Origin of the sequence: Grimontia sp. AD028 (assembly GCF_000973155.1) — a bacterium.
Lineage (GTDB): Bacteria > Pseudomonadota > Gammaproteobacteria > Enterobacterales > Vibrionaceae > Enterovibrio > Enterovibrio indicus.
The window spans coordinates 86,871-113,563 of sequence record NZ_LASY01000016.1; the positions used below are offsets into that span (position 1 = coordinate 86,871).

General features: G+C 46.8%; 6 protein-coding genes. All 6 read left to right on the plus strand.

Annotated elements, in window-relative coordinates; all coding sequences use genetic code 11:
* The first annotated feature begins 8 nt into the window (after positions 1-8).
* The 6 genes from RN22_RS03855 to RN22_RS03880 are packed head-to-tail and all read left to right on the plus strand — an operon-like array spanning position 9 to position 26,666.
* Complete coding sequence (locus RN22_RS03855) at positions 9-887, plus strand: CPBP family intramembrane glutamic endopeptidase (RefSeq protein WP_046303154.1); 879 nt, start codon at positions 9-11, stop codon at positions 885-887.
* A gap of 12 nt (positions 888-899) precedes the next feature.
* A complete protein-coding gene (locus RN22_RS03860; RefSeq protein ID WP_046303155.1) occupies positions 900-1,748 on the plus strand; it encodes a CPBP family intramembrane glutamic endopeptidase in 849 nt (282 codons plus the stop codon).
* Between the two features lie 60 nt (positions 1,749-1,808).
* Positions 1,809-19,382 (plus strand): non-ribosomal peptide synthetase, encoded by a 17,574-nt coding sequence (locus RN22_RS03865; protein WP_046303156.1) that lies wholly within the window; start codon positions 1,809-1,811, stop codon positions 19,380-19,382.
* Positions 19,383-19,403: 21 nt separating this feature from the next.
* Complete coding sequence (locus tag RN22_RS03870; protein ID WP_046303157.1) at positions 19,404-24,257, plus strand: HAD-IIIC family phosphatase; 4,854 nt, start codon at positions 19,404-19,406, stop codon at positions 24,255-24,257.
* A gap of 17 nt (positions 24,258-24,274) precedes the next feature.
* Positions 24,275-25,066: a thioesterase II family protein gene (locus tag RN22_RS03875; protein ID WP_231590839.1), complete on the plus strand. Its 792-nt coding sequence runs from the start codon at positions 24,275-24,277 to the stop codon at positions 25,064-25,066.
* Positions 25,067-25,121: 55 nt separating this feature from the next.
* Positions 25,122-26,666 carry a pyridoxal-dependent decarboxylase gene (locus RN22_RS03880; protein WP_052737485.1) on the plus strand — a complete coding sequence of 515 codons (1,545 nt, stop codon included), beginning with the start codon at positions 25,122-25,124 and terminating at the stop codon, positions 26,664-26,666.
* The last annotated feature ends 27 nt before the right edge of the window (positions 26,667-26,693 follow it).

Below are 26,693 nucleotides of genomic sequence, written 5' to 3' on the forward strand. Positions count from 1 at the left end.
GGAATACTATGAGTAGCCACATTGAAGATGCACCCAAACGTGCACCCTCTGCAATAAAGAATATAGGCCGTTCTATTAGCTGGACGGTTGCCCATTCTGCAATCTATTTCGGAATTCTGGTACCGCTAATTATTCTATGGTACCAAGTGATGGGTAAGCACGAAGTATATGGTGAGTGGTTCAACCATAACGGCGTAGTTATGATTGTCGTCAATGACATTATTCAGATCTCTGTCTTTTACTTGTTTATCAAATTCATTAAGAAAGAGAACTTATTTAAACGATGCAACTTCGTTTCATTTAGCAAGACAACGGCTCTTTATATCATCGCATTAAGCATTTCTGCGGCGATATTTACACATACGCTGTTCGCGCTACCTTATTTAAAAAACAACTTCAGTGGTTATGAATCTGTCATGGCCTTCTTGGTGGATACACCAAGCACATGGTCATTTGTACTATTCCTTATTATTGGATCGTTTTACAAAGAAATATTCTTCCGTGGTTTGCTATTTAATGAAATGCGAAGAGGCTTACACATTGGCATTTGCTACGCGCTGCTGTGTGTAATTTATACCTACTACTTTGAATTGATGCGTGACATCCCACTCATGATCTATGCAGCAATAGGTACCTGCCTGTTCACCACCCTTTATCTTTGGACACGTTCAATGTATGCAGCCGTGATTATGCAGTTCCTCTCGACTGGTGGAATTTATGTGCTTCGACACAATGCCATGATCGAGCAGTACAACCACACATACCACAATGCACTGTTACTTATCACATTTGGTGTCATTGCCTTCTCTCTTTACAAGGTTTACTCCCTATCCAAAAGATCTACCGTGCATCAGCACAGTGATTTCAAGAAATACGCAGGAAATTAAAGGAATTTTATTATGAGTATGGATACAACGCTAAATTCACGGCAGTTAGAAAAAGGCGGTAAGACCTCCTGGGGAAAAGTTATTGCTTTAACCTTGGGTTACCTTTCTGTATATGTTGGGCTTGGTTATGCACTTATCTATTTGCTATTCACCGTGTTGCTAGATGTAAAGCCCTTACAGGATGCTTTCTACAACCTTCCGTTATTAACGGCACTGCTCTATTTCACTATATGCGTCATTCTTTCTGATATTTTCTTCAGAGTACGTGGAAAAAGTTTATATAAGGCCTGTCAATTTAGAAAGTTGGATATGACGACAACGTTTCTAACAATATTCGTGGCCGTTTGTATGTCAATTTTCACCGTCACAGTTGTTAACCTGAGTAGTGTAAAAGCATCACTACCAGAGCTTGATAACTACATGGCGTGGATAATGGATAAAGAAGCCGCGCCTTTATTTTTGCTGTTCGCACTCGCAATAATTGTTCCTTTCGTTGAAGAAATTGTATTCCGTGGTGCTGTTTACAACGATGTGAAGGATTACAGCAACATTACTGTAGCCATTTTTATCCAAGCCTTGGTTTATGCAGTCATGCAATTCGAATTGGTGGTTGGTATCTACTCGTTCGTTTCCTCGGTGTTTTACATCATGGTCTATATCTGGTTCCGCTCCCTATGGGCTTCCATTCTTATACAAGCTGCCAGCCTTGTATGTGTGATCAGTTGGCGTCGATTTGGGCTGAAAGACCAACTGATCGCCTGGGGTGATCAGACGATGTATCTGGTCGCTGCAGTCGCATTTACCTTGATGCTTGGTAGCTACTTTCTGCTCTGGAGGCACTACAAGCGCCATTACGCCTAATTATAAGCATTGAAGATTGAAATATTCCCCAAGGACAAGTTGTAACTGAAGGTTAAAGAAATGGATTTAAATATCATCGACCAATTAGGCTTTTCGGATCAAGCTACCAATCATATCGAAGAAGTAAACAATAAGGACATAGCAGTTATCGGCCTTGAGGTCGTTCTTCCACATTGTGAAAATAAGTATGATTACTGGTCTTTGCTGGCATCGGGGCAACATGGAGTATCAGATTTCCCGTCATCTCGGCGTGTCGATACTGACGCCTATTTTAAATTCAAATTTCCTCAACTGACTCCAACTTATCGGACTGGAGGATATCTAAAGAACGTTGACAGGTTCGACCCCGCGTTCTTCGGTATGTCACCCAAAGAAGCTGCGCTGATGGATCCACATCAGCGACTCTTTCTCCAAACGGCCTATCACGCCATTGAAGATGCTGGCTATGCAGGGAAGATCCGTAACTCAGAGACCGGCATCTATCTTGGCTACGCGCATGATGCGATGTACAGGCAATACATTGATGACGTTGCGCCACAAGAAAAAGCATCATCTACTTTGGGTAACCTCGCCTCATTAACGGCAAGCCGATTAGCTTACACCTTGAACCTTCAAGGGCCGTCAATGGTCGTGGATACTGCCTGTTCCTCTTCCCTTACTGCGTTGCACCTTGCTTGTCAGGGGTTAAGGAATGGCGATTGTGATACCGCCGTTGTTGGCGCGGTAAATCTTATGCTTATGCCCATTGAGACAGGCGATAAAATTGGTATTGAGTCTGACGACGGATTTACCCGCGCATTCTCTGAAGGCAGCACCGGCACTGGTCTTGGGGAAGGTGTTGTCGCAATAATGCTGAAACCCCTCGCCAAGGCAGTTGAAGACCAAGACCCTATTTGGGGTGTAATTAAAGGCAGTGCGATCAATCAAGATGGTCGCTCAGCAGGTATCTCAGCGCCTAACGGCGATGCTCAGCAAAAAGTTCTCGTCAAAGCCTGGCGAGACGCCGGAATCGATCCTCGTGAACTCAGCTACATCGAAGCTCACGGCACAGGCACTAAACTGGGTGATCCCATTGAAGTGGCAGCAATCAACGGTGCTTTCAAGCAATTCACCGCGGAAACAGATTTTTGCCAAATAGGTTCGGTGAAAACCAACCTTGGTCATCTGGACTCTGCTGCGGGTCTGGCAGGCTTAGTCAAAGTTTTGCTGTGCCTCAAACACGAACAAATCGTCCCCTCTCTCTTTTACAGCGCACCCAATCCTTCAATCCAGTTTGATGGCGCAGTTTCAGTTGCAACGAAAAACCAACACTGGGCAGGCGAACAACGTTTTGCAGGCGTGAGTGCATTTGGCTTAAGTGGTACGAACTGCCATATCGTGCTTCAAGCACCACCCGCTCAGGACATTTCTGAGCACCTTGATTTAACGACATACCCGTTTTTCTTATCTGCAAAAACTGAAGCGTCTCTATCACTGCTTATTGGCAAAACGGCGGCTTGGCTAAAAACACATCCAAAAACTCGACCTCAAGACTTAAGCTACACAAGCATGTTTGCGCGGGCGCATCATGAACACCGATTTGCTGTCACTTTTTCGACAGTGCAATCGCTTGTTCAGGCTCTGGAGGAACAGCAGAATACACAAGAATATGACCGACCAATCAACGCCGATAATGACGACACAATAACGAGAGCGTTAGCGCACTTCTATGCTGGAAACACGCCATTCAGCACCGCAGATTACTCTCTATCAGGCCGCTGCATTTCCATGCCGGGGTATGCATTTGAGCCACAACGTTGCTGGACCACAGTACCTGAAACCGCGGTAAGCGCAGAGCCAACAGTGACAATGACTGAGAGCGAAAAGCCAGCTGTTGTCCTGCCAGACGTTAACGTTGAAGGCGGCGATGTTTCCAGCACATCTCAAGTGGTGGCTAATATTTGGGGGCACACGTTAGACATCGATTCAATCTCACTTGACGACGACTATTATGCACTAGGCGGAGACTCAATCTTCGCACTAGACGTTCAGCAGTTGGTAAAGAGCGAACTGGGTGTCAGTATTGAGCTCCACGAGTTACTGGACCATGCCGTGTTTGAAGCATTTTCTGCACTCGTTGAGTCCAGAATTGACGAAGATGCCGACACGTTAGAACACAGTGTCGACCCAACGGACTCACACCAGAATGTTCCGCTGTCATTTGCACAAAAACGTTTATGGTTTTTGGAGCAATTAGAAGACTTAGGCCCTTCTTTAAACCTTCCAACTGCCCTTGAACTAAAAGGGTTGTTGGACGTCGATGCGCTGAAAAAATCCATTGAAATCATTGTTGATAGCCACCCTGTTTTGCGTGCTCGCTTCGTATCGGAAGACAACTCGGTTTATCAAGCGTTTGATGCGCCTGGCACCCCATTCGAGCGTCTAGATGTCAATCCCAATGAGCTCGACATTACGTTGGAGCGTTTGGCAAACAAGCGTTTCGAACTGGAGGAAGGCAGTCTCTTTTCAACGTCGCTATTGCGTGTTGAAGAAACACACCATGTCTTGTTTATCAACTGTCACCATATCATTGTCGACGGGTGGTCTATCGGGCTGATCATTCAAGAGCTTGGTAAGCACTATGCCAGCCTTACGCAAGGACTCTCTCCGCAGAAAACCTACAGTTCTGCTTTTTCCGATTATGCTCTCCAGCAACAAACGCTGACATCCACAAAAAATGAAGACGATTTTTGGTCTCAAAACCTAAAAGACTTACCACGTAAACCTTGGCTTCCAACGGATTATCCACGACCGAAAAAACAAAGCCATGCTGGCGCCTCACTTGAAATGATGTTGGATGAAGCACTTTCAGAAAAGGTGAAAAACTGGAGTAAGAGCCAGGGATTGACCCTATATATGGCATTGAAAGCGGCATTTGATATTACGCTGTCCGCATACAGTGGCCATACGGATATCATCGTCGGAACCCCTGTTTCAGGTCGAGAAAGCAAAAACGGTCAAGATTGGCGTCATACGGTGGGGCTTTTCATCAACAATATTGTCCTTCGAAGCCAAGTATCACCTGAAAAAAACCTTACGACTTTCCTCTCGGAAGTTAAGCGGCAATGCGTGAGCAGTTTTGCGAATCAGACAATGCCATTTGAGCGCCTCGTGGAGTTGTTGCAACCCGAGCGAGATCTTTCTTCAAGTCCGTTATTTCAAGTCATGTTCGCGCTTCAAAACTCACCAGTAGATGCCGTTCACATTGACAACTTGACGATGCGGGCTTTACCGCCTTTAAAGCAAACGAGTCAGTATGATCTTACGCTGAATTTGTTTGAATCAGGCGATACCATTTCTGGTGCATTTGAATACTGCAGTGATCTGTTCGATGAAGCCTCTATCGCTGCATTCTCAACCTTATATGTCGACATTGTCAGCCAAATGGTTGAACAGACTGACTCGACCATAGAAAGCCTGCTCGGGTGGAAAGACGTTGAACGGAAGTCTGAAAGCGCGAAACTAACAGGTGCTAAACCAGAAAGCTGGGGCACAGCCGTACTGAAAGCCTTTGCCGACAATCCTGATGCAATTGCCTTTAAATACGCTGACCGCACAGTGACGTATCAAGCGTTTGTTGAGCAAGCTTCTCGTGTCGCACATGACCTGCAAAGAGAAAACACCGATGTATCTCTGACGGCCGTCATCGGCAATACGCCTGAGGATTTGGCGACTGGCGCGCTGGCAATTAGCATCGCCGGCGGGAGCATGCTGGCTTTAGATGGCAAAGAGTCAACAACCTATTTGCGCAATCTTCTCAATGAGTCTGGCGCAACGGCTGTCCTGTCAAATACCTCGTTAAGCCTGTTCGAGCAATTACCATCACACGCGCTGTATTCAGGGGAAGGTGCCGATGTTGAGATTCTGACCAATAGCAAAGCACTCACCCTTGAAATCAGCCTTTGGGACAGTAGTGCTGGTGAGATCCAAGCGGTCAACCAGCAAGCATTCAGTCACTGGCTTGGACAACTAAAATCCTCGGCCACAGTTTTGACAGGACAGCCATGGATCGCAGCAAAACACGACAACCTTGATCAGCTTATTCTGGATGGGCTTTATCCCGTTTCGCAGGGGGCAACTGTCGTTATTTCAGACACTCCAACCTCTTTGCCTCCTTTGGCATTAACGGATGCAATTAAAGGAGCGTTGGCCTCAAAGCTTCCTGCGTACATGGTACCGACGGATCTTGTCGTACTTGATTCGCTGCCTACCACGCCAAACGGAAAAATTGATAGAAAAGCACTACCCGACATGCGCGAGGCGATGGAAAAAACCAACATGCCTTTGTCGCTTTCGCCCTCTGTAGCGCGTTGGCATGAATTGCTGCAACACGCACCTATGCTGCACAGCTTGCCGCTAAGTGCTACACGAAGCAGTAACAGTTACGTCCCATCGCGACTGACCTCAAAGCTGTCAAAAGACAGCATCGAACAACTGCACAAACTGGCCAATAGCCATGACGTAGGTATGAACTGGCTTTTGCTGGCAATACAGGCAGCAACCATTGCATATCGCGGCTATGAAACCTCCTTGGTGATTGAAGCGACCAAGGATGGCGAAAGCAAGCCGCTGGCTTTCAGCGTTGAGCCTAAGTGCTCGCTTATTGAGTTGGCCACTGAACTGGCAACGACATGGCATGCACTTCCAGAATGGGACAGCGAACAATACTGTGAAGAATTATCTCTTGGTAATAAAGCACACCATCCTGTCTATCAAATCGGATTTGGCGATCAGAAAAGCCGTCAAACACTCGATCTGACGCTAGTAGCATCAAACGATGAGGTCACTTGGCTCTTTAACCACGCGATTTTAGACGTGCCGTCTGTTAACGATTTGGATTCAACGTTTGTCCAACTTGCATCGCAATTGCTGTTAAAGCCCGCGCAGCCAACCACCGCATACACGCTTATTGACCCTCTCGGCTTGGAAGCGGTTCAGGCGTGGAATGCACAAACACCTGCAGCATTTATCGGCGGAGATTTACTTTCTCTGTTTAACCGTTCTTTGCATCAATTTGGTGGAAATACGGCTTCTCGCTTTATCTCTGAACACGGTCAGGCGAGTGAGCTTAGCTATTCAGACCTCGACTTGCGTTCGACGACTGTCGCCAAATGTTTGATTGAATCGGGCGTTAAAAAAGGGGACCTCGTTGGTCTGTATTTGTCCCATTCAGAACAGTTGATCATTGCCCTTCTCGGCGTTTTGAAAGCGGGTGCTGCGTATGTTCCTCTAGACCCGTCGCATCCCGTTAGTCGAAATGCCTTAATTCTGGACGATGCCTCATGCAAATGGACGCTCACAAATACCGCATTGCAAGAAGCGTTATCCGCTTCTGAAACGCTCACTGTTTGTATTGATTCTCTTCCAGCCGTTGATGAATCAACGACCTTGCCAACCGTATCTCACGAAGACCTCGCCTATGTTATTTACACATCAGGCTCTACGGGTAAACCTAAAGGGGTAATGATCAGCCATGGTGCAGCCTTCAACTTCATTAAGGGGATGCATCAACAGTTGCCTGTTTCACAGCGCAACAACTGGCTATGGGTGACCACCGTCAGCTTTGATATCGCCTTGTATGAATGGCTGGGATGCTTAAGTCTTGGTCATTGCTGTGTGATTCCGAGCAGCGAGGTGATCGCAGATACCCAGCGCTTAAACGCGTTGATCAAGGACGAAGACATTGGCCTTATTCAAACAACACCTTCGAGGTGGAAGCTTCTTCTTGATAATGGCTTTGAAGGACAAACTAGCCTGCTCGCGCTCTGTGGTGGCGAAGCACTACCTAATGACACCAAGTCTCGCCTCATCCCGCAAGTGCAGGCACTATGGAATTGTTATGGCCCTACCGAAGCCACGGTGTGGTCACTCCTTTCAAAATGCGAACTTGAAGAAGATGTCACCCTAGGAAGAAACTTACCGGGTTATCAGCATTTCGTGCTTTCCTCAGCAGGACAAATGCTGCCTAAGGGCGCAGTGGGTGAGCTGTGTATTGGCGGTGCGAGTCTGGCTGAAGGTTACTTTCATCGAGAGGAGCTCACCGCCAAGCAGTTCGTCAATACGGAAGCTGGCTTTGTCTACCGAACAGGCGATCTCGCCCTATTGAATCAAGATGACACCATCTCATACAAAGGCCGCATTGATGACCAAGTAAAATTGCGAGGGCATCGCATAGAGTTAGGCGAAATCGCTAGTCAAATTAAAGGACACGATAACGTCGAAGATGCGGTTGTTATCGCACGTAACAACGTTTTGGTTGCTTACATCGTATCAGAAGGTGAACGCGATGATGCCCTTCCTCTTCAAAAGGCGGTTTCTGGTTCAGAAAACGGTTGGATTCATCTTAGTGATAACCAAGCTCAAAACATTGACGTAAACCAAAACCATGATGCGTCTTTCTTGGTCACAGGTGGACTCATACAGTCCGACTCCGTCTGCAATCTTCCCTTGCGTGACACTGCCGTCCTGCTTAATAGTACTTTAGCGGGGACGTTTAGTGGTGGCATCTACAGATTGAATGAAGCTGATCTGGCATGGCCTCACATGCCTCTTGGGCAATCTCTGATTACCCATCAGGTCAACAGGTCATCCCAAGGTGTGAATCGCATTCGTGTGGGATCGCAATCTGAAAACGTTGTCTTAGTGAAAGGATGCGATAATCGCCCAGTATACTCTCAGCCTTACGCGCCCTCATTCCAAAAGCAACTCGACCAAACCAAAGCGTTCCTCGAGCAAAGAGAAGACATCACGTCAGCACTGGTTTGCGTCAATGGACAGAATCAAATCATCGCTTTTGTTGCAGGCTCCGACGGACACCTGTCTATCGATGAGCTCAAAACATATCTCTTTAACTCGGTCAGTCGACAAGCCACCCCTCACCATATTTATTGTGTCGAAGCGACGGAGCTAGAACTTCATCGAAATCACCCTCTCGACTTAATCGAAAAGGTGATGACCAACCGACCACTAAGTGATGTTGAAACCAAACTAAAAGCAATTTGGTTAAGTGTTCTGGATGTTCAAGACATAGGCCTTTCAGACAACTTCTTTGCGATAGGTGGTCATTCTCTTCTCGCCGCCAAAGTCATATCGCGTATTACCGACGAATTAGGCGTTTCTACCCCTCTGAAAACGCTTTTTACTCACCCTACGCTCGCGCAACTTGCTGACGCTATCGAGACCTCCTCTAGGCTGCAAGGTGATACAGAAACACGCATTACAGCAGTAGCACGAGACAAAAAATTACCACTCTCTCTCACCCAGCAAAGACTGTGGCTCATCGAGCAAATTGGCGACCGCTCGGCAGGTTACAACGTATATGATGGGTACCGATTGGCGGGCTCACTAAATGAAACCTTACTGAAAAAGGTCATCTCTGGCGTCATTGCCAAACATGAAGTGTTCAGAAGCCGATTCCCAACCCAAGATGGTCAGCCATATCTTGTCATTGATGAGGTCCGTGGCTTTGACCTCCCTTCAGAAGAATGTAGCGACGAGACGCTCAACGCGCTGCTCGAAAAGGATGCTCTAGCACCGTTTGATCTGGAGAATGGACCACTCTTCCGGATACGTTTATTTAAACTTGCCGATGACCACCATGTTCTTTGGATCAACATGCACCACATCATTACTGATTTGTGGTCTGTTGGCTTATTGATGGAAGAAATCATCAATGCATATAGAACCGAACTTGCGGGAGAAACTGCAGACCTCTCCCCTCCGGCTCTCCAATACGCTGACTATGCCGTATGGCAGCATGAACATGTTTCTTCTGATACGTTTAGCCGTGAAGTTCGCTACTGGCAGCATCAGTTGGATGCACTGCCACCGTTGCTCGAGTTGCCTACGGATCACCCAAGACCTGTGGTGCAACAATTTGACGGTGAAAAGATAACCGTCCGTCTCTCGCCGACGTTAACTGAAAAAGTAAAAGCACTCTGTGAAAGCCAAGAAACCACGCTGTTTAATCTGCTGCTTGCCACCTATCAGATCCTGCTTTCACGATATGCTGGTAGTGATGACATTGCCGTCGCTTCACCGAGTGCCGGACGCACACATCACGATGTCGAGTCAATGCTTGGCTTTTTCATCAATACTCTCATCCTTCGCTCTAACGTGGATGCATCGCTGACATTCAATGACTTTCTAAAACACGTCAGTCACACAACGGCTGATGCCCAAACCCATCAAAGCGTTCCCTTTGAGCATTTGGTCGAAGTTCTGCAACCAGAAAGAAATACCAGCCACCAGCCTTTGGCGCAGGTGTCGATGGCACTGCAAAACGCGGTTTCCAACAGTCTTTCGCTCAATCACCTTGCGCTTCCGAATCTTTCGCTTTCCCCGATTGAAATTGACGCCAGCGTGACCAAATTTGACCTGACCTTATGGTTATCGGACCAAGATCAAGCCTTAACGGCGGTTTGGGAATACAACACCAGCTTGTTCACTCGTGAAAGTATCGAAGAAATGGCAAGCCACTTCGAAATGTTGCTTGAGTCGGTAGTATCAAATCCAGCTAGCGTGATCAGTGAGTTGTCGTGGCTGACAAAACAAGAATGGCGGCACTTGGTGCATGACTGGAACCAAACCTCTGAAGACTACGATCGCAACATGACGTTGCATGGCTACTTCGAGACCCAAGTTGCGCTTCGTCCTGAAGCAACCGCGTTGGTTGAACAAGGAGGACGTGAAGTCAGTTACAAGGCACTCAATGAGGCTGCGAACCAGTTAGCACATCAATTGCGCGAAAACGGTATCACCCGAGGCTCACTGGTGCCAGTTTGCTTAGAACGAAGTGCAGACATGGTTGCGGCTGTCATGGGGATAGTTAAAGCAGGTGCAACCTATGTGCCGATTGAGATTGGTTCCCCAGCGTCACGAGTCAGAAACATTCTTGCGCAGGTCGACAAAGCCAATCGCCAAACGTCGATGGTTACTTGTCAATCTCAGCTTAATAGCTTTAGGCATGCGAAGTGGTTAGACGGAAACATAGACCGTTTTATCGTAATGGATGCCCTCAGTCGCCGTTTACCTGTAGAGTCAGATAACTTTACTGAAACGCAAGCAATGTTCGATCATATTGCGGAAAGTGCGACTGATGAGATCACTGCAGGCGGCTTCAGAAGTATCTACACAGGCCGTTGTTTCAAGCAACACCAAGTCGACCGATATCGTGATCATGTAGTTGGCCTGTGCGCCCCCTCTTTGAATAAAGAAGCACATGTGCTCGAATTGGGTTGCGGCTCTGGTTTAATCGCGTTTGAAATTGCCCCTCTTGTTGAACGTTACTACGCTATCGACCCGTCGGAAGTGACGCTTGAAGCGAATCGGGCTAAACAATCAGATACGCTGCCTGGTCTTTCGTTCCAGCAAGGGTTTGCTCATGAAGAGCTCGATATCCCACCGGAAAGTCTCGATCTCATTTTGTTGGCGAGTACCGCGCAATTCTTCCCAGGGTATTGCTACACCGAGTCTGTGATAGCCAGTCTCGTCACGCTCCTCAAACCTTCAGGAAAGATTGTTTTCTGTGATCTGCCTGATTTGGGACAAAAAGACACACTGGAAGCATCGCTTGTCACTCACCATGCCACAGATCCGGAAAATACGAACGCCGCCTGGCAACAAGATTTAGAAAAACCGCTCTACTTCCACCAAGCATTTTTTGAAGAACTTAGCGCGACAATTGGGTCCCTCTCTCAGCCTGTTTTCACCTCCAGAGAAAATGACTTCGATGACGAACTGCAATACCGCTTCGACGTCGTGATACAAAAAGGCGTAGAAACAGCGACAGACACCCCGTTGGTAACAACGAAGTGGCATCAACAACAACAACCTTCAGACAATCTTGATGTGACAGTGCTGCCAAGCGACTCGTCTTATATCATTTTCACATCAGGGACGACGGGCACGCCAAAAGGCGTAGAGATGCAGCACCAAGCTGTTTTTAACACCCTGAACTGGGTTAACAAAACACAGAACGTAGGCCCAAGTGACCGACTTCTGTTTGTGACATCACTGTCTTTTGATCTCTCCGTTTACGATATTTTCGGTGTGTTGGGAGCTGGGGGAAGCGTCCGGATCGCCTCCAATGATGAGTGCAAAGATCCGGAGCAACTGGCGAACATTCTGCTGCACGAACCCATCACATTTTGGGATTCCTCACCAGCATATATGAAACAACTCATGCCGTTGATGGAAGGGCTGCTTAGCCAGCCAAACACTGATAATACAAAGCTTCGCAAAGTTTTCTTCAGTGGAGACTGGATTGGCTTGGCCCTGCCTCAACACGTGAAGCAGTATTTCCCGAATGCCAAAGTACTCGGCCTGGGTGGAGCGACCGAAGCAGCCATATGGTCGAACTTCTATCCAATCGATCAAATACAGGCTTCTTGGACAAGTATTCCCTACGGAAGACCTATTTCAAACGCACAGTATTACGTCCTTGATAGCACACTGTCACCGTGCCCAGTCGGGGTGCCTGGTGACCTATATATCGCGGGTGATTGTCTGGCGAAGGGCTACTACGGTGATCAAGAAATGACCGGGAAGAAGTTCATTCGAAATCCTCTTCCAGGAACGCCTAGCCCCCGACTATATCATACGGGGGATCGCGCACGCTGGATGCGTTCAGAATCCGGCGTCCTTGAATTTCTTGGCCGTCAGGATTTTCAGGTCAAACTGAGAGGTTTCCGTATCGAATTGGGTGAAGTTGAAGCAAAACTTCTCGCCAACGATGCCATTGAAGAAGTGTTTGTCCACCTTCATCGAGACCCTGAAGGCAATGAAGCGTCTGATTGCCTTGTTGCTTACTATATTTGCGCAGATCATGCGTCCGCCTCCTCGGACACACTACGCTACTTCTTAGCTGAGCACTTACCCGAATACATGATTCCTACCCACTATGTGGAAATGGAAGCATTCCCTGTCACATCTAACGGCAAACTCGACAGATCAGCGTTACCAGAACCACAGTCTAGTCGTGACGAAATCGCAGATATCGTGTTGCCTGAAACAGCACACGAATCAGCGTTGTTGGCACTATGGCAGGCAGAGTTTAGTCGTTCTAACATCAGTACCACCGACGACTTCTTCCACATTGGTGGCAACAGTATCAGTGCGGTGAGACTCATTGGAGCCATTCAAAAGAATTTAGGCGTGACAGTGCCACTACGCGCTATCTTCGAACATCGCTCAATCAAAGCAATGGGTTCCATGCTGAGCGAGCTGTCAGAAGCACCAGAACAAGCTGATACGCTCGCGTTAATTGGCGATCCTGCACGTACTCACGCTCCTCTGACACCCGCACAAGCTGGTCTGTTTTTCATTGACCAATTTGAGAAAGGTTCATCGGCTTACCATATTCCTACGCTGGTAAAACTTACACCTTCTGCCAATATCAACATGCTTCAACGCGCGTTGGAACGCGTAGTCGAGAGACATGCAATCCTTCGAACACGTTTCACGTTGAACGAAAACCAAGAGCCCGTGCAGAGAATTACTGATTCGGTCCCTACACTTACTGTTCACCATACTGATGAGGCTCACACCTTGTCTCAGGTGATTCATCAACTGACAGAAGCTGACTTTGACCTCACAGAAGAAAACCCTGTGAGATTAGCCCTAGTCAAAGACAACGATGACACTTACCTGCTGATGGTATTTCACCACATTGCCTTTGACGGTTGGTCAGCAGATATCTTCCTTAAAGATTTGGCGACAGCTTACACCAAGCTAAAAGATGGTCATGACTCGGCACTACCGCAACTGCGAGCAAGCTTTGCGGACTATGCCGCGTGGAATAAAGCGGTACTCGAAAATGGCAGAATGCAGGCATTGGAAGATTATTGGATTCCACAGCTTACGGGATACCAGAATCTCGAACTCAGCACTGACTATGCTCGCCCTACCGTCTTTGAGTATCACGGCAACGAGTCAGCTTTCACACTGAGCGAAAAAGACTCAGGTGCGCTTCGCCAACTAGCAGAAGCGCACAGCGTAACCCTCAACACAATCATGATCTCGGCCTTTTATGTCGCACTTGCGAAGCTATCCGGACAACATGACATAGTGATTGGTACGCCATCTGACAATAGGAATCATAGCGACACTCAAGAGATTATTGGTCAGTTTATCAATGCATTACCTATAAGGTTCAATGCAAACGAAGCCATGACTTTGGCCTCACTATTCAATCAAACAAACGCCACAATGCTTGATGCGAAAACCCATCAAGACATGCCATTTGAAGCACTTACCCAATGTTTGGATGTCACCAGAGACACATCAAGACACCCGATATTCCAGGTAATGTTCAGCGTCCAGTCATTTGCCGGGAATGTGCAGGCACGAGAAGATCTTCCGTTTGAAGCCCCAGCAAATGAGATAGGCTCTCTTTTCCCGCAACGCGCGAAGTTTGATTTGAACGTGTTCATCGATGATAGTGCTCGTGCGCTGAGTGGCGAGTTGGTGGGCGCATCCGCACTCTTTTCGAAAGCAACCTTGGCGCGAATCGTGCACATGTATCGCCATGTACTGACTCATTGCATAGCCGCACCACAACAAACGATCGCAGAAATTGGCTCTCTGACGAAAGAAGATCATCAATGGCTATCATCAAAAGCAGCGGGGGCGGCCACTTCTCGAGACAACACGGAGTCAGTGATTAGCTTGTTTGAGAAACAATGCCTTCTCACACCAGATGCCGTGGCCTTGTATGAAGATAACCAGCAGGTGACATATCGTGATCTCAATGTTCGTGTGAATCAGCTGAGTCACTTATTGGTTCAGAATGGCATCGCACCGGGCGACCGGGTCGGCATCTACCTCTCTCGGAGTGTGGTGAGCACCGCCGCAATACTTGCAACACTAAAATCCGGCGCAACCTATGTTCCACTGGATCCTAGTTACCCTGAAAGCCGACTCGCTTTTATGGTCGACGATGCGCAAGTTTCAGCGATGTTCGTAGAGTCTTCTCTGCCTCGTTTAACCGCAAACGAAAACGTCACACACATCAGTATTGATCGCATTGATTTTCGTACTCTGCCAACCCACTCGGTCGACTTAAGCGACTATTCGACTCCCCTCTATGTGCTTTACACATCTGGCTCAACAGGCAAGCCCAAAGGGGTAATCGGAACACAACAGGGATTGATAAATCGACTTTACTGGATGTGGGAGCAGTACCCATTTGCAGAGAATGAAGTCAATTGCCATAAAACATCACTCAACTTTGTTGACCACGCGTGGGAGCTTTTTGGTGCCCTGTTGAAAGGTGTACCAACACTCACCATACACGGCCGGGACAGCAAGGATTTATTGACGACGGCAACAAAAATTGCCCAACACAAGGTGACAAGACTTGTCGTGGTGCCCTCGTTACTCGATGCAATACTCAGCTTACCGGAACACAGAAGTGCTGACTTTAACAGCATTCAGTGCTGGACAAGCAGCGGCGAAGTATTGCAGGCAAAGACAGTGAGTGCCTTCTATCAGCGCTACCCCGTGTCTACGCTTCTCAATATCTATGGCTCTTCTGAAGTGGCTGCGGATGTAACCTGTTTCGATACCCGCGAATTAAAAGGGTTTGATGGACAAGTCACCGCGGTGCCAATTGGTAAGCCGATTGCCAATGTTTCATTCATTGTCGCAGATTCCCAAGGAACCCCTTCTCCTGTCGGTACCGTTGGAGAACTCTACATCGCTGGCACTTGCCTTGCGCAAGGCTATACCCAGTCAGCGGCTACGGATGAGCGCTTCGTGACTCTGGATTGTCACCAAGATCGTTTGTTTAAAACAGGCGATCTCGTTAAGTGGAATATCCATGGTTCTTTGGAGTTTGTAGGCCGGACCGACTTCCAGATAAAAATTCGCGGTCACCGAATTGATATCGCCGATGTTGAATCCAACCTCCTTGCTATTGACGGGGTTGCACGAAGCATTGTAACCAGCGTAGACATTGGAGGAGACACGTCCTTAGTCGCTTACATCGTGCCAACGTCAGGCGGCGATGTCACACCCACAGACATCGACACACTGTTACGTGCACGACTGCCTGACTACATGGTTCCGAACTTCATCGAAATCTTGGATGCAATGCCACTGACGCCAAACGGAAAAATTGATCGAGCCGCTCTCCCTCTCCCGAGCACTCGCTCTTCTGTGATAAGTCAACAAGCAGAGGCACCGCGCACGGATGTTGAACATAAAATAGCGTCCATCTGGAAAGACATGTTTGCCACTGAAGAAGTCTGTATTAATCAGAGCTTTTTTGCAGCCGGCGGGAACTCGATTTCAGCAGTCAAGCTCGTCGCTATGATTGAGCAAAACCTTGGGATGACGGTGAGCTTGCAAACGCTGTTTACTAACCCGACGATCAAAGGCATCGCAGCGTCAGTTTCAGATAACAGAACACAAGCGATTCCGGTTATTGATACCGAGCACGCGCCACTTTCATTTGCTCAAGAAAGACTGCTATTTATTGAGCGCCTTGAACAAGGCACGGATGCATATCACCTGCCCACCTTACTGGCCTTGGCGCCATCCGTTGATGTTTCTGTTCTCAGTGATGCCATCACTCATGTGGTTGAAAGGCATCAGATCCTTCGAACTGTCATTTCCACGGATGCCGCAGGAAAGGACTATCAGCGCAGTATCTCTAAACCTTCTTTAATGACAAAGATAAATGCGAGAGATGACGAAGATATTCAAGAGTTGGTGGCAACGTTTATTGAAAAGCCGTTTGATTTCGAGCACGAGTGTCCACTTCGAATCGCATTTGTCCGTCAGGCAAACCAAAATTATGTGCTATTTGTTTTCCACCACATCGCTGTAGATGGTTGGTCTACCGATATCTTTATGTCGGAGATTTCGTCAGCCTATGACGCGTTGTTAATTGGTGAGTTTCCGACGTTACCTTCACTTGATATTCAGTATGCTGACTATGCTGCATGGCAAAGGCACACGATGGATGCGTCTGCCATTGACGAACAAGTCTCGTACTGGAAAGGTCAGGTGGAAGGTATTGATACGTTAGCATTGCTGACTGATCACCATCGTCCTAGCCATGTCGATTACCGTGGCGATAACATTCTTTTTGATTTGGACGAAGCCCTCTCTGCGTCATTGAGAAAACTGGCGGTAGAAAATGAAACAACGCTTTACACCGTATTGCTTGCGGGCTTTGCTAACATGCTCAAAACATTGTCTGGCCAGTCCGACTTTGTTGTAGGCACGCCTTCAGACAATCGCGATCACCCGCAGTTGCACAACCTGATCGGTTTCTTCGTAAATACATTGCCACTTCGCATCTCTGTTGCGGAAGAAACTTCAGCACGTGCACTCATCGGTGCACTCCACCATACGTTGGGTGAAGCCAAATCACATCAAGCTCTGCCGTTTGAAAAATTGGTAAGCGCGTTAAATGTGCCTAGGGACACATCCAGACATCCGTTGTTCCAAACAATGTTCAGTTTGCAGTCGTTTGGCCGTCATTCAGGAAATCACGGCGACAGTCAGTTTGGACAAATCATTCCAACAGGTTCATCGACTGAATCGGTCGCCAGATACGATCTAAGCCTGTTCATGGATGACAGCGAATCAGCCATTCAAGGACGGTTTAACTTTGCCGTATCGCTTTTCCGCCGCTCGACGGTTGAACACTTCAAACAACTGTTCGTTGAATCGCTAAAAACCCTCGTTAACAGCCCTGACTCAGGTTTGTCTCAGCAAGCTGTTTTAACGGACACTGACAAAGAGATCGTTTTCCAATATCAGAACGCTGCCGCTAAAACTGAGCACGCTTCTTCGTTGAAAACCAGATTCGAAGAATTGGTCGCGGAAAATCCTGAAGCCCCTGCAGTGGTTACCCCCGAAGGAACCTTGTCATACGGACAATTGAACGAGAAAGCCAATCAGTTGGCACATACGTTGATTGAGGTAATGGCATCAGAGAAGCAAGCGTCGAGATTGGTTCCTCTTATGCTTTCACCAGGCGCAGATGTCCTCATCAGCATCATTGGCGTATTGAAAGCAGGTTGTGCCTATGTGCCTGTCTCTCCCGACTATCCGAAAGAGCGAATCGCATTCATTTTGTCGGATACGGGCGCAAGAACTATCGTCACTGAGTCATCATTTGAAACGCTGTTGGCGTCAGTGTCAGATTCCACGACGCTCACAACAATCTTGATGGACGACCATCGTCAAGACACGGCCTCTAAGGTAAACCCTGATTGCAGCCTGCAAAGCGATGATCTCGCTTATGTCATTTACACCTCAGGTACCACTGGGAAACCTAAAGGCGTTATGGTCGAGCACCGCAATGTTGAGAACTACCGTCAGGCTGTCTCTCCATGGATGAGCACTGTGAACAATGTAGATTTCTCTACCAACTACTGCTTCGACTTAACGGTGACGACAACACTCATCCCTCTTCTGAGCGGCAAATCAGTTTGTGTCTACACAGGCGACATATTGGACACCAAGGCTTACCAACACCATTTGATGGCCAACCGGATTGAGATGGTAAAGACCACGCCAAGTCTGGCAAAAGCCTTGCTAAATGAGTATGACGGACAGCCTCTTTCCGTTCTCATGCTCGGTGGTGAAGCACTTGAAACCTCGACGCTGGAGAGCTTATCAGCGACAGCTAAGCTAATTCTCGATGAGTATGGACCAACAGAGACAACCGTTGGCGCGATGATTTCTCAGGTCCATCCGAAAAAAGATAAAGGCATCGGGTTTGCGTATCCGAATGTCAGTTTGCATAACCTCTCTCCATCAGGCATGCCTTTGCCTGTCGGTGCAAGGGGTGAACTCTATATCGGCGGAGCATCTGTCACCCGAGGCTACTTGAACCAGAAGACACTGACAGAGAAAAGCTTCTCAATGCACCCTGTTGGTAAGGATGACAGCATGGTCAGGCTCTACAAAACGGGTGATGAGGTTTCTTGGAACAAGGATGGATCGCTGCGGTATCTTGGTCGTGTTGATGAGCAGGTAAAGCTGCGTGGTTATCGGGTAGAACCTGCTGAGATTTCTGCTCACATACTTACTCTGAAAGAGGTCGAAGATGCCGTTGTAATGCCTATTGGCAACCCAGCCAGCCATCTCGCAGCATATATCGTCAAATCGCCAGAAATCGATTTATCGGAAGATCGCCTAAAACAGGTGCTTCGCGACGTGCTCCCAGAATATATGGTTCCAACATCCTTCGTGTTTATGGATAACCTGCCAAAAACGGCTAACGGGAAGTTAAACAAGGCGGCTTTACCTCAGCCTTCAAGAATCCAATCCCGAGGCCCGGTGCACCCCGTTACAGAAACCGAGAAAAACATCGCGCCTATTTGGCAGACGTTATTGAAATTGGAGGAAGTCTGCATTGAAAGCAACTTCTTTGAACTTGGCGGACATTCACTCCTTGCTGTTCAATTGGTCAATGAAATCAACAATGAACTGTCGCTTAGCCTATCGGTTCGAGAGTTCATTGAACGTCAAACCTTGCAGGACGTTGCTAAACGGGTCGATGAGCTACAACTGGCAAATGCGTTAGAGCGCGATCTAGACGATCAAGACGTCTTCACGGAAGAAGATTTCTTCTAACCGCAGGTTTAAAGGATAGTTATGAATATTGCGCAACACATTGAACAATGGCGAAAAGCAGGGATAGTGCTTTTCGTCAAGGATGGGAAATTGGGTGCTCGGTCTAAACCGGGTGCCATGACGCCAGACATTTCGCAACACATAAAGGCGAATAAAGACGCCATCATTCTGTTCTTAGAGCAACTTGATACAGAGAAGTTACTGTCTTTTGACGCTTCCGATGAGCTGCATGCCGTCGCATCTTTTGCACAGCAACGTTTCTGGTTGCTTCATCAAATTACAGGGGGTAGCCCTCACCACAATATGGCGTTCACACTCCCACTGGCCAACGATACACAACTGCCCTTGGTTAAAGAGGCGATAAGCATTCTGGTCTCGCGGCACGCCAGCCTTCGGACATATTTCTACACCGAGGAGGATACGCTGTTTCAAAAGATTGATGATCATTGTGTTCCAGGACTAACCATCAGAACCGTGAGTAATGACACTGCGCTATTTTCAGCCGTGAATGCTCATCATCAAACCACGTTTGACTTATGTCAGGCTCCGCTCATCAACTTGGCATTGTTTAAATCTGACGAAGGTCGAATCCTACTCTCGGTAGTCATGCACCATGCTATCGGGGATGACTGGTCAACGGCAATCCTCGGCAAAGAGTTTTTGGCAGCCTACCAAGCATTGGAGAACAATCGTCCTCCTGCCCTGCCTGAGATTAAGCATACATATGCCGACTACGCGCGCTGGCAACACAAAACGTTTTTTGACAAAGGAAAGCCCTCAAAAAGGCTTCAAGAGCATCTTAATTTTTGGCGACATGAGCTGGCAGATGCGCCGCGCGCGATACGGTTCCCCGTGGATGAACAAGCAGACAATTATCAATCCTATCAGGGTGAAAGAGCGACCCTCACCGTTCCCGATGCGTTAAGTCTCAAAGTGCGTAATTACGCAAAGCTAAACGGTGTCAGCATGTTTGAGTTAATGCTCGCGTCACTCAGTGCACTGATGTTTAAGTGGGCAAACACGCACGATGTTGTCATTGGCTCTGTCGAAGCAGGAAGAGAGCAGCAAGAAGTGATCAATATGATTGGCTGCTTTATCAACTTTCTGGCCATACGCACGCAATACCAAAACGATGACACTCTCGCTTCACTGCTTAAAAGTGTACAAACTACGTTTAGTAAAATACGAAAGCATCAAACGTGTCCCTTTGATTTTATTGTTAATGAAATCAACCCAGCACGAGGCGGAAAAAGTCCGCTCTATAACGTTTCTCTTCGTTATCAAAACATCCAGTTGCTGGACACTTCATCCCTCAATGGCGATACCACGCTGGACGATCTTTTACCGGATGCCGTTAACGCTCAACTCGACCTAATGTTTTCGTTTATTGATATTGGCGAGAGTACCGCGTTGTGTGTGGACTACAATACAGCGATGTTTGAGCCAACGTTGGCGAAGGCTCTCCTTGAGGACTACTGGAAGATCATTCTCACTTTCGTCGATAGCGACAACACGACAATCAGTAACCTCGCGCTAAGCAATAAATTACTGGCCTACTCAGAACCATCCACCTATCTTCTGGGTAATTTTTCCGTTGAACCGATGCAACCATCACTCGCGTTTTGGCACGATAAACTCGATTTTTTGCACCAATGGAAATTTGGACCTTTCAATCAGATACAACAAGAGTTGCTCAACCTAAATAGCGCGTTGTACTCAGACTTGACGGCAAACAGTGCCATTTTACTTATTTGGGAGAGCTGGCTCGTGGGCGGCCAACCGCTAGAGTTTGCTCAAACACAGAGCAGGCAACTTCTCCAAATCATCACCCAGCAGGCAAAGCACTTAAAGCGTTGTCATATTGTATTTGGCCCACTGTCATCAAAGGCGGCAGAGGCATACAGTCAGCAGATTGCTGAGCTCGAAAACGAGTTCGTCAGCCAATTGGCAAACATTAGTCACATTTCGGTCACCCCAAATTCAACGTTATCAGCGTTATATCCTGTCAGTAATGCGTTTGATGAAGACAGCTTCAAGTCCGCCAACATCGCCTACACACCCGAAGGCTATGCTGCGCTTTCTACGTCTATCATTCGAACCTTGTACCGTCCGAAAAAGGAACAAACCAAAGTTCTGGTTTTAGATTGTGACAATACACTCTGGCAAGGTGTTGTGGGAGAGATTGGCGCAGAAAAACTTGCGGTCACCGAACCGTTTAAAGCGATTCAAACATTGGCATTATCGCTGAAAAAGAAAGGTGTTCTTCTCGCTTTATGCAGCAAGAACGAAGAAATGGACGTGTGGAATGCCTTTGACCACACACCCGACATGCTTCTGGTCAAAGAGGACATTACCACTACCCGAATTAACTGGGCATCTAAGTCCGAAAACATCCGCGCTATCGCGGCTGAACTCAACCTTGGTTTAGACAGTTTTGTATTTATTGATGACGACCCAGTGCAGTGTGCTGAAGTCACCGCAAACTGCCCAGAAGTCCTCGTTTTGCAAAGACCCAAGCTGGACACCATTTCAACGTGGCTCGCCCATTTATGGGTATTTGATACCGCATTGGCTGATGAACTCGCGTCTGATCGCACTACACAATACAAACAAAACCAGAAACGAAACAAATATAAAGCGGCGGCAAAAACCTTCGCGGAATATCTCGCGTCACTGAACACTGTTATCACTTTCTCGCCAATCGAAGAAGGTAATTTGCCACGCGTGTCGGAGTTGAGTCTGAGAACGAACCAGTTTAACACCAGCTTACGACGATATGACGAAGCAACATTGGCAAAACGCTTCAACAGCAATCAGCTAAAAGGGTTTGTTGTCAGAGTCTCCGACATATTTGGCGATCTTGGCATTGTTGGTGCAGTTCTATGGGAGAAACAAGACACCCAGTTTTGCCTCGACAGCTTCCTGCTCAGTTGTCGTGCTATGGGCCGTGGCGTTGAGCATAAAATGATGGCGTACTTTGGTGCCATCGCCGGCCACCACACATGCACTATTCCCGTCGCCGTTGGAGAGCGAAATACGCCAGCGCGAAACTTCCTTTCACACATCGGCGTTTATCCCGAATCAACAGGAATCAGCGGAGACACCCTCGCACAAATTGAGTTCGATGCAACCAAAGCATCGAGCAACGCTTCAACGACGGCTAAAGGCACTAACGAAAACCAAAACGTAAAAGAACTAAAACTCCCCCTCTCTTCTTGGTCTGCAAGTGCCCTTCATTTCGACATGGCTAAAATTGTTGAAGCAAGCGGAAGTCACGCATCAGCGTTGGGGACGTCTAAAACGTATGTTGCGCCAACGACAGAAATCCAAAAATTATTGTGCGACGAAATCGCGGCGTTGCTGCAAATACCAAAAGTAGGGCTAAAGGATAACTTCTTCTCTTTGGGGGGGAATTCAATTCAAGCCGTGCAACTTCAATCCATCCTTACCAAAAAAGGCATAAGCTTCGCGTTACCTCTCTTGTTCGGCGAACACGATTTAGAATCTCTGGCGGTAAGTATTAAAGACGAGTCAAATCAGAACGCTCTACCGTCGGCCACGAACAATGTTGCCTACGATATCGGCTTTAATGATCACTGGCTATTTAGGCGGCCACAAAGGAACCATTGGAACGTGTCTGAGCTTTTTGTCGTGCGCGAAGACTTTGACCCAACCAATGCCAAAAAGGCCATCGTTGCCATCCTTCAACATCATGAGGGTCTGCGACGCGTATGGCGATACGAAGACGGAACTTGGCATCAACGCTATCAATCTTTGGAGGACATGAAAGACTGGTGGCTAGAATACGACTTTTCACATCTGGACTGCACTTCCCAAACGGTTGAATTGGAACAAGTCTGCACAGGGTTGCAAAAGCAATTAGACATTGAAAAACAGCTGTTCTACGTCGTTAGATTTAAACTAGGCGATGAAACCCCTGGCAGGATATTTCTCGTTTTTCATCACCTAGTTGTTGATGGCTATTCACTGGGTGTTCTCAAAGAAGATCTTATGCTGGCCTATGGTCAACTGACGGCGAGGCAACCCGTTTTACTCTCGAACACACAAACGCAATTAAATCAGTTTATAGAACACCAGTTAGCGCGAGCGAAAGCATCAGCTCCTGAGTATATCGAGAACTGGTTGAGTAAAGATTGGACGACGTGCGCGAACATCGATGATGTATCGCTTCGCAATGCGAACGAACATAGCCTTGTAGAACCCGAGTTGATTACTACGCAATTTGATGACGAACTCTCGGACCTGCTTGAGAGCGTCATCCAAAAAAACCGTTTCGATATAGAATCTCTGGTAATAAGTGCCCTCTCTATTGCCTATCAGACTTGGACAAAGGGAAACAAAGCCTTCCTCTGTATTACACGTAACAACAGAGCGCACGAAGGTTTCAATTTAAGTCGCACCGTAGGTTGGATCTCCCGATATGATTTCGTCTACCTTGACCAACCGCAGTCTCATTGCATAGAAAGCTACCTGAGCGTCGTATCAAAGCAGATTTCGGAGGCTGAAAAACCAAGTCAGGCTCTGCAATACGCAAGATTTAAAGACCCGCACTTAGCAAAGATGATTACACCCATTCCCGAACACAATATTGAATTTAACTATGTTCCGAAAGCGAATTCGGTAGAAGACGCCCAAGAGACGCTGGCACCTGAAAATAAAGGTAAGGAAGAAGGTCTGCATCCACCGACATTCGCGCCGTTTGGAAAACTGAGCTCGGAAAATGGCAAGTTAACCTTAGTGTGGGGATACAGCCCTGCCATGTATTCCAGAGAGGACATTCGCTTGTTCTCTTCACTACATATTCAACAAATTAGAAAACTCGCAAGAACGCTGCTTGATGGCAGCCATAAGTGATAAAGAAGGAGAATCGCTTGAAATCAGTCAACGCTGGGACGCTAACGAACAGTGATTGGTTTGTTATTCCATCACCAAATGCCAACGCGACAATGAGATTGGTTTGCTTCCCTTATGCGGGGGGAAGCGCGGCTAACTATCAAAGCTGGGTTAAACGACTCCCCGGATTCGTAGAGCTCGTTATTGTGCAACCTCCAGGGAGAGCATCAAGATTGTTGGAGCCAGCCATTTCAACAATGCCTGAAATGATGAAAGCACTACTGCCATTTGAGCGCGAACTTACCGAGAAGCCTTACGTCTTGCTTGGGCACAGTTTAGGGAGTCGAATAGCGTTCCAGTTTGCAATCGAAGTCATTCAAAGAGGGGGAACGCCTCCTCTCCATTTTATTGCCTCCGGAAGCCGCGCACCCCATACCCCAAAACTCAGCGAGCGGATTTGCGACCTGCCTGATGACGTATTTCTTGAGAAAATAGAGGCAATGAACGGCACACCAGTAGAAGTCATGCAAAACAAAGAGTTGATGTCATTACTGCTGCCAATGTTAAAAGCCGATTTTACCATTGCGGATAACTACATCGCTGCCAAAGAAGCTTTACCCTGCTCTATCACTGCATTTTCAGGCGACTCTGATACGCAAGTTACCAAGGAACAGTTGATTTCTTGGTCAGACCTAACGACACGCGATTTTAATTACGCATATTTTGATGGCGGGCATTTCTTCATTAATACGGATTATAAAAACGTTACAAATCTCGTTAGTGAAATTTTAGAAAAAGTCCATTTCCGATCAAAACTGACAAACACATAAAAATCCACAAGTCAAATAAAAAGCCATTACATTAAATTAGCCATTTAGGATCGACATGAACAATAAGTACACCCAATTATTTGAGCCTACAACGCACATAGAAAGAATAAAAAACAAAGACGACTCATCAATCGAAGATTTCGCTCATCTTGAAAATAGTTTACTTGACCAAGCTCAAATTGGTGTAGAGGACTACCTCCAATTTCTAGATAATAACGTCATACCTTTTACTATCGATGTGTCGTCACCACGATATATTGGCCACATGACATCCAGACTTCCCAACTTCATTCCTGAGATAGCCAAAATTATCACTAGAATGAACCAAAATGTGGTGAAAGTCGAAACATCAAATATTCTAACAAAGTTAGAACGACAGGTGCTGTACACATTTCATAAACTGTTTTTTGATTTACATTCATCTTGTTACCCTAGCAATATTCATGATGAAGCTTCAGTGTATGGAACGATCACCAGCAGTGGTAGCATTGCTAATATGACCGCAATGCTTTATGCAAGAAACAGAAAGCTCATTGAGTTAGGCATAACAAAATCCGAACTAAAGAAAAAGGGATTTCATAAGTGTCTTCAATTACTAGGGTTTAAGGAAGCCGTTATTGTTGGAACCCGGCTAATGCACTACTCATTCAAGAAATCCGCCAATATACTAGGCATTGGCGAGGATGGAATACTGTATGTAGACACAGACGACAATAATCGTATGTGTGTTGAGGATTTAAAGTCAAAACTCGAGACATGTGAAAAAGAGAATATCTTCGTGATATCGTTGGTCGGTATAGCAGGTGCGACAGAGACTGGCGCAATTGACCCTCTTCATTCTCTTCGTGAAATTTCAAACTCATATGGTATTCACTTCCATGTTGATGCAGCTTGGGGTGGTGGGTTTATATTCTCCGACAAGTACAAACATAAGCTCTCAGGCATTCACTCATCAGACTCCATCACTTTTTGCGCACATAAACTGTTATATTCAGCTCAAGGAGCAAGTATGTGCTTATTCAGAAACATGAATGATGCAGACTGTTATTCAACGACTGCAAGCTATCAGTCACAACCTGGAAGCTTAGATCTAGGTCAATTTTCTTTAGAAGGATCGCGAGCAGCCAATTCACTTCTTATTCACGCTCTACTTAGAATTGTCGGCAAAGAAGGCTACTCTTATCTCATAGAAAAGTCGATTCAAAATACCGAACACTTAAAAAACACGATAAGATCAGAAGTATCTTTCCAATTATTAAAATCATGTGATTTAAATATCGTAAACTTTAGGTATATACCTTCCAGATTACAAAACACTTTCCTTTCAGAAACTGACAATGCTGAAATTAACAAAATTAATGAAAAGATACAGGAGAGGCTATTTAATTTAAATGGCTGTTTTGTATCAAAAACTTCTCTCACTGAGCATAATATTTCGAAAGAGCCAATTACTGTTTTCAGGGTCGTCATATCTAATCCACTAACCACTACCGAGGACATCGACAGTGTCATTACGGCCATATTAAATGCTGCTAACGTTTTTGATCAGGAAAGCAAAGCCAACAATGTCGACCATTTTGTCGAGGAAAGTGCTGTGTGAGTTCATCATTCATTTTTAGAGCGCACA